Annotated in this window: 9 protein-coding genes and 1 pseudogene; 2 read left to right on the plus strand and 8 right to left on the minus strand. The window is 69.9% G+C overall.

The window, feature by feature from the left end:
* Positions 1 to 247: 247 nt before the first annotated feature.
* A complete protein-coding gene (locus ACIRPK_RS36460; protein WP_403047151.1) occupies positions 248 to 619 on the minus strand; it encodes a hypothetical protein in 372 nt (123 codons plus the stop codon).
* A gap of 348 nt (positions 620 to 967) precedes the next feature.
* Positions 968 to 1,675, minus strand: a complete 708-nt coding sequence (locus ACIRPK_RS36465; RefSeq protein WP_403047154.1) for a hypothetical protein — start codon at positions 1,673 to 1,675, stop codon at positions 968 to 970.
* A 546-nt stretch (positions 1,676 to 2,221) separates the two neighbouring features.
* On the opposite strand from ACIRPK_RS36465, the gene ACIRPK_RS36470 reads away from it, so the two are divergent.
* The gene (locus tag ACIRPK_RS36470) at positions 2,222 to 2,590 is read left to right on the plus strand and encodes a hypothetical protein (protein WP_403047156.1); all 369 of its coding nucleotides are present in this window, start codon (positions 2,222 to 2,224) and stop codon (positions 2,588 to 2,590) included.
* A 364-nt stretch (positions 2,591 to 2,954) separates the two neighbouring features.
* On the opposite strand, the gene ACIRPK_RS36475 is transcribed toward ACIRPK_RS36470, so the two are convergent.
* The 5 genes from ACIRPK_RS36475 to ACIRPK_RS36495 form a co-directional block, all read right to left on the minus strand.
* Entirely contained in the window at positions 2,955 to 3,524 is a 570-nt protein-coding gene (locus tag ACIRPK_RS36475) for a hypothetical protein (RefSeq protein WP_403047159.1), read from the minus strand.
* Entirely contained in the window at positions 3,521 to 4,531 is a 1,011-nt protein-coding gene (locus ACIRPK_RS36480) for a TniB family NTP-binding protein (RefSeq protein ID WP_403047161.1), read from the minus strand. The genes ACIRPK_RS36475 and ACIRPK_RS36480 overlap by 4 nt, the downstream gene beginning before the upstream one ends.
* Positions 4,528 to 6,591 carry a Mu transposase C-terminal domain-containing protein gene (locus ACIRPK_RS36485; RefSeq protein ID WP_403047163.1) on the minus strand — a complete coding sequence of 688 codons (2,064 nt, stop codon included), beginning with the start codon at positions 6,589 to 6,591 and terminating at the stop codon, positions 4,528 to 4,530. The genes ACIRPK_RS36480 and ACIRPK_RS36485 overlap by 4 nt, the downstream gene beginning before the upstream one ends.
* On the minus strand, positions 6,588 to 7,352 hold the full coding sequence (locus ACIRPK_RS36490; protein WP_403047165.1) for a TnsA-like heteromeric transposase endonuclease subunit: 765 nt from the start codon (positions 7,350 to 7,352) through the stop codon (positions 6,588 to 6,590). The genes ACIRPK_RS36485 and ACIRPK_RS36490 overlap by 4 nt, the downstream gene beginning before the upstream one ends.
* Positions 7,353 to 7,511: 159 nt before the next feature.
* Positions 7,512 to 7,994, minus strand: coding sequence for a hypothetical protein (locus ACIRPK_RS36495; protein WP_403047168.1), 483 nt, complete (start codon positions 7,992 to 7,994; stop codon positions 7,512 to 7,514).
* Positions 7,995 to 8,253: 259 nt separating this feature from the next.
* Here ACIRPK_RS36495 and ACIRPK_RS36500 point away from each other — a divergent pair, with 259 nt between their 5' ends.
* Complete coding sequence (locus tag ACIRPK_RS36500) at positions 8,254 to 9,540, plus strand: IS256 family transposase (protein WP_403047171.1); 1,287 nt, start codon at positions 8,254 to 8,256, stop codon at positions 9,538 to 9,540.
* Positions 9,541 to 9,572: 32 nt separating this feature from the next.
* Here ACIRPK_RS36500 and ACIRPK_RS36505 read toward each other — a convergent pair.
* Positions 9,573 to 9,713, minus strand: a pseudogene (locus ACIRPK_RS36505) (IS6 family transposase); the annotation flags it as partial.

Below are 9,713 nucleotides of genomic sequence, written 5' to 3' on the forward strand. Positions count from 1 at the left end.
CCCGTCGAGTACGAGAAAACCTACTACCTCACCACCACAAAACCGCAGGTCACAACCATAATCTGAGATCTCTATCGAACCCGGGGCGGTTCAGGGAGCCTTTCGCACCCGGCCTGAGACAGGACTGGGACACCCCCGCCCGAGCAGCCGGTGACCCGGCTCACCGAAGTTTGACGCGTCTCAAGGAAGTTTGACCGCGAGAGTTTGTCTCATCGGAGTTTGATCGCCGCTGGTGTTGGCGGCGTGGTCACGCCGATGCCTGGGTGTTCACCCTCGCCTCACGTTCGGCGAGGAAGGCGTCGAGGAGCTCGAACAGGACCTCGATGGCCCGCTGCTCGTCCTCGGGTGGTAGGTCCTGGATGTTCTCCCAGCCGTGGGGGAGAGCAATGTGTAGGACCTGGCCCGGCCAGCCGTGGTTGCAGTCTCGGCCTCGGCGGGCGACCAGCCACTCGTGAAAGCCGTCCAGGGGGTCTGGGCCGCCGTGGCGGTCGGCGTGTGTTGCATAGCCGGCGAGGAAGACGGTCGCCATGTCGAACGAGTTCCTGCCCACGACCATGCTTGGACGCCGACCCATGAAGGCGAAGAACTCGCGCTCGCTCATCTCCGACGGTTGCTTCATGTGCGGGAGCCTATTGATCACCGGGTTCCACTAGCGGGGAGGGGCAGCCGTCCAGTGCCGTCAAACTTCGTTGAGACTCGTCAAACTTCGATGAGCCGGGTCAGCCGGCCCCGGCCCTGACGGCCCTGACGGCCGTGCCGACCGGCACCTCCACCGGATCCGCTCTTTGCGGCGCACACCGTACGCCGCAAGACCGCACCTGTACGCCGCACCGTACGCAAGCGGTGCGGTGCGGAGTGCGTGCGGCTGCGCACCGCACCCCCGCATCCGGCTTGCGGGCTCCCGCAAAGCCACGTCCGCAGTCGGCGATGCCGCAGGTCAGGGCTTTGCGTACGGGCACGCAGTCGGTCAGTCCAGGTCGGCGGAGGCCAGGTGGACGGCGAGGACCAGGTGCGGGACGGCGGCCAGGCACAGCTCGGCCGCGGTGGACGGATCGGGTGCGGTGCGGGCCTCCTGGAGGGCGAGCAGGCCGGCCACCACGCGCTCGTCCACCGCCGCGTCCAGCACCTCACCGGTGGTGAACTCCCCGGACTCCGCGAGCTCCAGCGCCAGCACGGCCGCCTCCGCCGGATCCTCGCGCCACCGCTCGGCGACCTCCGACCCGGCGGCCACCAGCTCCATCGCCGCGCCCTGCTCCACGGTCGGCACCGCCACCAGACCGGCCCCGGCCGGCCCGGCCGCCTCGACCCGGTCGCCCTGGTCGGCCTGGTCGTCGTCGGAGTCGGGACCGGTGAGGTCCTGGGCGGTGGCCACCACCACCCTGGCCGCGTACGTGCGCTGCGCCTCCCGCTGCTCCTGGGCGAGCGCGCCGGGCCACCGTTCGTCGTCCTCGGCGCGGGCCCGGTCCAGCACCAGCGGGGCGGTCAGGCCGATCCGCACGTACAGCAGGCCGGCCGCGACGTCGACGGCCTGCTGCCCGGGCAGAGCGGAGGCGAGCGGCCGGTAGATCTCGGCGGCCGCCTCCGCACACGCTCCCACCAGGTCGGTGAGGGAGGCGACGAGACGGGCGTGGCGTCGGCGCCGGGCGGGCCGCTCCAGGTGCGAGGTGGTGGTCACCCGCGCAGTGTGCCGCCCGTACCAACTGCTCGGGCCGCTTCCGCACAACCGGCCCGACCCGGCCGCCCGCCGTGCTACCGATGAGCCGGGGAGAGGCTGTCCCAGGGGTGTCTCAGGCCCTGTCCCAGCACCGTCCCACCACTGTCCCAGCGTGTCCGTTTTCGACCGTTTCGCTAGGACAGTCCTACCCCAAAACCCCAGGTGGGAGCGTTTCGAACCCGGCCTGAGACGAGGGTGGGACACCCCGCCCGATCGGCCGGTCACCGGCTGACCCGTCTCAAGTTAGTTTGACGTGTCTCATCGAAGTTTGACCGGCGGGGGTTTGTCTCATCGAAGTTTGACCGCCCGTGTCGGCGTACTCGCGAATGCGCAGAGTCAGATACGAGTGAACGTGCAGAGCGAGCGGGGGCGGGTCTGGCCGAGCAGCCCGGGACCTGCTGGCGCTGGCCTTGGCCCGTGCGGAACCGGCGGTGCCGACCTCGCGTCCCTGTGGCCGTGGCCCGCAGCGGGCCGGTTACGTCGGACGGGACGCCCAGCATGCAGCCGGTGGAGTGGAGCAGGGCAAAGGGCTGGGGCCTGCTCGGCGCGATGACAGCCATGGTCCTTCTCGGCCAGGTCGCCGGGTACCGCGCGTACCGTGCCCACACAGACCTGTTGTGGGGCCGGTGCCTCGACAACGGTGCGGTGCCCGCCTGGGTCTGGGTGGTGGCCGCCGTGACGCCGGTGCTGAACCTGGCGGCCGTCCCAGTCGCTGTTCTGGTGTTCCGGCGGTGCGGCGAGCGGCAGGTGTTGTTGGTGGCCGTGGCGACGCTGGTGATCGGCATCGCCGGGGTGCTCGGACTGTTGGACGTCTACGTCTTCGTGTCCATGGTCACCGACGGGCACGACCGCGGTGGGGACACCTGCGGGCTGTGAGCGGCCCGACGGACCGTCACCCGGCGGTCCGGCCTCGGGTGCGGTTCGCTGCCCCTGGTCGGGCCAGGGTCGGCTCCGGAGCGCGGCTGCTCGCTGCTGCGCCGGGCTTCCGGTGGCCGGGGTGGCTGCGGGGCTTGTCCACCCGCCGCTGCGGTGGTTGCGTCTGATGGTGCCTGCCGGGGCCGCGCGGCGCCCGCTCTGCTGCTGCAGTCATCGGTCAGCTTCAGAACCATCGCCGGCCGCCCTCCACCTCGGTCACCCGTCAGGCAGAAGGATCCTCAACACGGTACGCAGACACACCATATTCCTCTGCACGTTCACCCGTACGTGGCCCTGCACTTCCACTCGTATGCGGACAGCCCGTTCAGAGGTCGTCGTCCTCGACGGCGTTGGGGTTCTTGTAGAGGGCGTCCTCGGCTGCTTGGGTTCGGAAGAGCTTGGCTTGGCAGCCTCTTGAGCAGGTGTTGGTCGTGCCCCTGGTGGAGCGGATGAAGCGGGTTCCGCAGGTGAGGCAGGAGAGCGTCGACTTCTGTCCGGGGAGGACGGCGATGCTTGAGGGGGCGCTGATCAGGAGGTTGCTGCGGCGTTGGCAGCGTTCTGTGCACCACCACGGCGCCTGCGGTGGTTCGGACTCTCGTTTGGGCGGGGCGCCGCAGTACTCGCAGAGCGACTGGGGCGGTGATGGCGGAGGGTGCTGCTCCAGGACCACTTGGAGCCTGACGAGGCTGCGGCCGGCCGCAGCGGCGAGGCGGGCCCAGCTGATGGTGCCGCGGTGATTCGGGGGATCGCAGAGGTGGGCGCAGAGGTAGGCCGGCTTGAGGTGGTTGGCCTCGGCGAGGCGGGCGATGAACGCTTCGGCGCCTTCGCAGGGGCGGGGAAAGACCTGGACCGGCAGCATCTTGACTGGCGGGATGGGCCTTGGCGGGGTGCTCACCCGTCCTTCCGCTTGCGGTTGTCCTGCGTGCTGGCGGTGACGTCGAGCGGGACGGCTTCGAGGCCGCCCCGGGTGATCTTCTCGGTCTCCATGAGGATCGCGTCGATCGCGGCGCCGCGGATCAGGTGGGAGAGGGCGCCGATCATGCCGCCGGTGCGGTCGTGGAGGTAGCGGTCCAGGCCGACGAGGGTGCCGGGCCGGTGCTTGTGCAGCAGCAGGGTGTCCTCCATCGTCTTGACCAGGCCCTTCCACTCGTCGTTGTAGGGGAAGGGGTGGGTGGGGATGAGGGTGAAGCGGCCGGCGATCTGCGCGCCGCGGGTGCCCTGGAGGATCGTGCTGTGCTCGATGTCGATCCCGGCGTAGATGAACGTCGCGGGGATCCGCTCGGAGAAGTACTTGAGGGTGTCGGAGACCTCGGCGCCCTGGCGGGTGGTCAGGGATATGTTGTGGACCTCGTCCACGATCACCAGGCCGGTGCGGACCTTGGTGCAGACGCCGACCACGGACTCGATGATGTCCGCGGTGGTGAGCCGGCTGTTGACCGGCAGGCCGAGGAAGCGGGCGAACTCGGCGGCGATCATGCGGGCGGTCGCGGCCGGTGGGACGGTGACGTAGAGGACCGGGATCCGGCCGCTCGCGCCGTGGTGGACGGCTCGGTCGTTGAGTTCGTGGGCCAGGCCGAGCTGGGTGATGGCGATGGTTTTCCCGGTGCCGGCGGGGCCGGAGACGATCAGGCCCCGGCGGGCGCTGATCGCGTGCCGGTTGAGCATCACCAGGCGGCGGCCGGTGGTGACGGTGTGCCGGACCGTGGAAGTGGCCACCACCATCAGCCGGGCGTGGTGGTCGATCCGGATCTCGTCGTAGCGCCTGCGGACCGGCTCGGCGAGCTTGACGTGCTCCTCCGGGGTGGGCAGGTGCGGTGTCGGCGGGGGTCCGAGGACGAAGCGGCGCCAGCCGTCCTTGGTCGTCAGGTGCTGCCCGGCGTCGTCGGTGTCCGGTGTCGTCATCGTCGTTTCCAGGGGTCTTCGAGCGGGTCGAACAGGCCGAGCGGGATCACGTCCGCGAGCTTCTCCTCAGCCGGTGCCGGCTCGGTCTCGGCTGCGGGTTCGGCGGCCTGCTCGGGGATCGGGGTCGCCGGTCCGGCGGCCTTGGTCCGGGCGGCGACCCTGCGGTCGCGCTTGGACGGCTTGGCCTTCGGCTTGTCGGCTGGCCCGGCGTGGGCGCGGGTGAGGAAGGCGGCGACCGCGTCGGCGATCTCCTCCTCGGTGGCGCCGGGAAGCTGGTGGCTGACGTGGTCCCAGGCCAGGTCGCCGAACGGGACCGGCGCCCGGTGCAGGTGCTTCCAGGTCGCCTGGATCCAGGGCCGCTGTTCGCTGCGGTGGTCGCGCACCCAGATCCGGGAGACGTCGTAGGGGTCGCGGTGGACCTCCCAGAGGCCGCGCTTGGCGGCGATGCCGGAGTTCTGGCGGCGGAGCGGGTCGAGTTCGGGGCTGTCGTACTTGCGGTGCTTGATCTTGATGCCGTAGTCGTTGACCGCCCGCCACTCGGCCGGCAGGAGTTCGACGTAGTCGTCGCCGCTCAGCGCGACGGGGACGTAGCCGCAGGCCTCGACGAGGGTGGCGTACTTCTCGTTCGGGGTGAACATCCGGCTCGGGTGGGCGGGGTCGCGCAGGCCGTCGTGCGGCCGGTTCTGCCAGTGCGCGACGATCCACTCGTCCAGGAGCTCCTGGAGCTCGACCAGCGACCAGAGCCGCTCGCGCTCCGGGTGCCGGCCGCGATGGTCGGTGCTGCGGCCCAGGTGGCCGGGCAGGAACTGGACGAACAGCGTGGCGATCGAGGCCAGCATCTTCTCGATGTGGCCCTTCTCGAAGCCGGAGCCCTTGTGCGCGGGCTGGAAGTCGATCTCCAGGAACCGGCAGGACGCCTTGAAGTTGCGGGAGATGAACACCTTCCCGTGGTCGCAGACGATCATCTCCGGGACGATCACCGGCCGGGCGGCGGCGTGCTCCAGGCGCTCGTCCAGGCTCAGCAGCCGGCGGTGCGGCAGCACCGAGCGCGACATCCGCAGCGCGTCCGCCCAGCCCGGCCGCATCAGCTCTGGGGTGACAGCGCGGGCCAGCAGCACGCTCGCGTCGACCGCCTTCGTCGTTGGCCGCAGCACCGCGGCGGACAGCGTCCGGGTGGCGACGTCGATCATGCCGGTGAGCTCGATCCGTCCCGGGACGCCTTCGTCCAGCAGGACCATCACGTCCATCGGGGTGGAGTCGATCTGCATGACCTGGCCCGGCGCGAACGCCGGCAGTTCACCGAACGGGGTCTTCGCCCCGTGGGCCTTGGACCGGCGGGTGGTCGCGGTGCTGAAGGTGTGGGTGCCCTCGGTCAGCTTGGCCAGCAGCCGGTAGAGGGTGGCGCGTGAGGGCAGCTCCACCGCCCGGCCTTCCTCGCTGGCCTTGAGGATCTCCCCGGTCCGCCAGAGGAAGTAGGAACCCGTCTTCGTCGAACCGTCGATGACCTCCTCGATCGCCGACCGCATCGCCGCCACGATCCGCTCGTCCACCACCCCGAACTGTGGCTTCTTGCGGACCGGTCGGTAGTCGACCAGGCCGAGCACGCCGTCCTGCTGGTAGCGGCGCCGGTGGTGGCCGACCGTGCTCGCCGTCACCCGGTGTCCGGCCACCGTCAGTTCGGCGGCCTTGACCCGCTGCCGGGCGGTGAGCGGCTGGCCGGGCGCGTACTCGGGCCGGGGAGCCGTGCCCGGTGCGGCGCCGAACGGCAGGCCGTGCAGCACCTCGAGGATGTGGCCCTCCCACCACAGCGCCTTCGCCAGCACCTCCGGCGGCAGCGTCTCCAGCAGTGACACCGGCGGCAACGGCATCCGGGCCGGGCCGGTCAGGACCTCGAAGCCGTCGGCCTCGAACAGCTCCAGCAGCGGAACGACGCGGTAGGCACTGTCGTCGTCGGACAGCGTCACGGCCAGCGCCGACACCGCGAGCACCCCGCGGACCTGGCCGTCGAACCGGATCCGGTCCCCGACCGCGACCTGCACCGGACGCCTCAACTCGCTCACCCCTGCCCCCTCTCGACCCAGACCAGGCTCTCCGTGCCGAGCAGCTCGGCCTCCAACTCCGCAGCCAGGACACCCGACCACAGCAGATGGAACAGCACCGGCAGGACGAGCAGCCGGTCACCGACCAGCCCGGCACCGCCCCACAACGGCTGCGGATCCGCGAAGACCTCGACCAGCCGGGCCGCCACCTCCGCCGGCCGTCCGGCCCTTCGCCTGCGGTAGCGCGACAGCCAGCGCACGTTCTCCATCAGCACCGGATCCGGCGTCCCCACCCGTTCGAACTCCCAGCCCGCTGCCGCGCAGGCCCGACGGGTCGCCGCGAACGCCACCAGTGCCTGCTCGTCCAGCCGGTCGGCCGCCCGCACGTCGACCACCCGGGCCCGGCCGTCGGCCAGGCGCACGAAATAGTCCGGCGCGTGCCGCCGCTGGCGCCGGCCGTCGTGCCAGTGCAGCCAGAACGGCTGCGAGGCGACCGCCACTACCTGCGGATCGCGGTCCAGCAGGATCAGCCGGTCCCGCTCCAGCCACGACTCGTACCCGACGTGGTCACCCATCGTCGCCGAGTAATACAGGCCCGCGAAGCTCTCCCCGCCCTTGGTCCACCGGAACTCGCGGACCGGCTCGACGTCCTCGAACCGCACATCCCAGCACCCGCCGAGATGGGCCCGGTGAAGGCCGTCACCACGACGGAAGGCCAGGTCGAACGCCGACAACGCCTCGTCGCCGTACGCGAGCGCGAGTCCAGCCACCGATCCCCCCATGATCCACTCGGCACTGAGCCAAGATCATAGAGGGTCGGTCAAACTTCGATGAGACGCGTCAAACTAACTTGAGACGGGTCATTGACCTTTGACAGGTGACCTTGACCGATTGCCACATGATCTTGATCGGCGCGATGGCGCCGACGCGCGTGGCCGCCGTCAGTCAGGCACCTTGTCAGCCCGCACACTGTTCGCGTCGAGGTGCAGCTCGTAGACGGTGGTGCAGTCGGCGGCCAGCGTTGCGACGGGTGTTCCGCACCGGCACGCGCGATTAAGGCCCTGGTCTCCGGATGGGCCGCCGCAGCACCCCATGCTCGTGTCCACCAGCATCGTCAGGCCTGTCGCGTCATCGGGATGCAGAACGATGTTGCCCCGGGGTCCGGCGGACCTCAGTGAGCCACGCATATCGGACTTCCCGCCCGCCCGGCGCTGAGCAGGGCCATCCTCGTCGTCCGGGTAGGGCTCGTACGGGGCGCCCCACGGGTCGGTCTCGATCGCATAGTGCCCCCGGGGGATCGTCGCTTCCGGCCCCCGGGCCCCCGGCCTCGGCTGCTCGAAGGGCGGGGGCTCTGGAACAGCGGACAGCGGCGTCAGTGCAGATGTCAGGGCGGCGCCGCACTCGACGCAGTGGAAGATCATCATCAGAGCAGTCCTATCCGCTCGACGCGATGCCTGCACCTGAATTCCGGCTCCAACGGTGGTCCCGAACCGCAGTCGATCATCCCGACGAAGCCGAGCTCGAACTCCGACAGCACGGCATCGCCGTACGCCCGCGCAGCAACCCCCGCCGCTTCCCCCCGCACCGGTCAAGATTAGGTGGCAGGAACCTACTGGCGGTCAAGATGGGTCTGTACGGTGACCGGTGTATCTCCTGATCAAGGAAGAGCACCTGATGAGCGACGTGATCGTCTCGGTTGAGGCGGTTGAAGAGGTACGGCCGGCGGGGCTGGCTGCGGACCTGCTGGACGAGCAGTTGATCGGGCAGTTGGTCGACCGGGCCCGCGCGAGCGGGCTCCAGCTGACCGGCGAGGGCGGGCTGCTGCAGCAGCTGACCAAGCGCGTGCTGGAGTCCGCTCTGGAGGGAGAGATCACCGATCACCTCGGCTACGAGAAGCACGACAAGGCCGGGGCCGGTAGCGGCAACTCCCGCAACGGGGTCCGCTCGAAGACCGTGCTGACGGACGTCGGCCCGGTCGAGATCGACGTGCCGCGCGACCGCGAGGGCTCCTTCGAGCCGCAGCTCGTCAAGAAGCGCCAGCGGCGGCTGTCCGGCGTCGACGAGATGGTGCTGTCCCTCTCGGCCCGGGGCCTGACGCATGGCGACATCTCGGCCCACCTGGCCGAGGTCTACGGCGCGAGCGTGTCCAAGTCGACGATCTCCACCATCACCGACAAGGTCATAGACGGGATGGCCGAGGGGCAGAACCGCCCCCTGGACCCGGTCTACCCGGTCGTCTTCATCGACTGCATCCACGTGAAGGTCCGCGACGGACAGGTCGCCAACCGTCCCGTCTACGTCGCTCTCGCAGTCACCGTGGACGGCACCCGCGACATCCTGGGCCTGTGGGCCGGCGACGGCGGAGAGGGCGCCAAGTACTGGCTCCAGGTCCTCACCGAGATCAGGAACCGCGGCGTCGAGGACGTGTGCATGGTCGTCTGCGACGGCCTGAAGGGCCTGCCGGACGCCATAGGCACGGTCTGGCCGCAGGCGATCACACAGACCTGCGTCGTCCACCTGATGCGCGCCAGCTTCCGCTACGCGGCCCGCCAGGACTGGGACAAGATCTCGAAGGCGCTCAAGCCCGGCTACACCGCTCCGACCCAGGACGCCGCCGAGGAGCGGTTCCTGGAGTTCCAGGAGACCTGGGGGACGAAGTACCCGGCGATCGTGCGGCTGTGGGAGAACGCCTGGGCCGAGTTCGTGCCCTTCCTGCAGTTCGACGTCGAGATCCGCCGCATCGTCTGCACGACGAACGCGATCGAGTCGGTCAACGCCCGCATCCGCAAGGCCGTCCGGGCCCGCGGGCACTTCCCGAACGAGCAAGCGGCCCTGAAGTGCGTCTACATGGCCGTCATGAGCCTCGACCCCACCGGCAAGGGACGCAAACGCTGGACCATGCGATGGAAGCCCGCCCTCCAGGCGTTCGACATCGCCTTCGACGGCCGACTCTCCATCGGCCGCCGGTAACTCACACAACATCAGATACACCAGTCACTGGACACACCCTCGTCCAGGTGCCACTTGTCGCCGGGTCCCGGGCGTTGACGGCGCAGCGCGTTGGCGTAGGTCTGCCCGAACGTCAGGCATCAGCGGCGGACGCTCTCGTGGGGAGACGATGACGCCGCGCTCGAGCATCAGCT

This window comes from Kitasatospora sp. NPDC101801 (assembly GCF_044766665.1).
Classification (GTDB): Bacteria; Actinomycetota; Actinomycetes; order Streptomycetales; family Streptomycetaceae; genus Kitasatospora.

Excerpts from the sequence above, each read along its gene's own strand:
- ACIRPK_RS36480 (WP_403047161.1), bottom strand. The coding sequence starts at position 4,531 with ATGACGACACCGGACACCGACGACGCCGGGCAGCACCTGACGACCAAG.
- ACIRPK_RS36495 (WP_403047168.1), bottom strand. The coding sequence starts at position 7,994 with ATGATGATCTTCCACTGCGTCGAGTGCGGCGCCGCCCTGACATCTGCA.
- ACIRPK_RS36490 (WP_403047165.1), bottom strand. The coding sequence starts at position 7,352 with ATGGGGGGATCGGTGGCTGGACTCGCGCTCGCGTACGGCGACGAGGCG.
- ACIRPK_RS36460 (WP_403047151.1), bottom strand. The coding sequence starts at position 619 with ATGAAGCAACCGTCGGAGATGAGCGAGCGCGAGTTCTTCGCCTTCATG.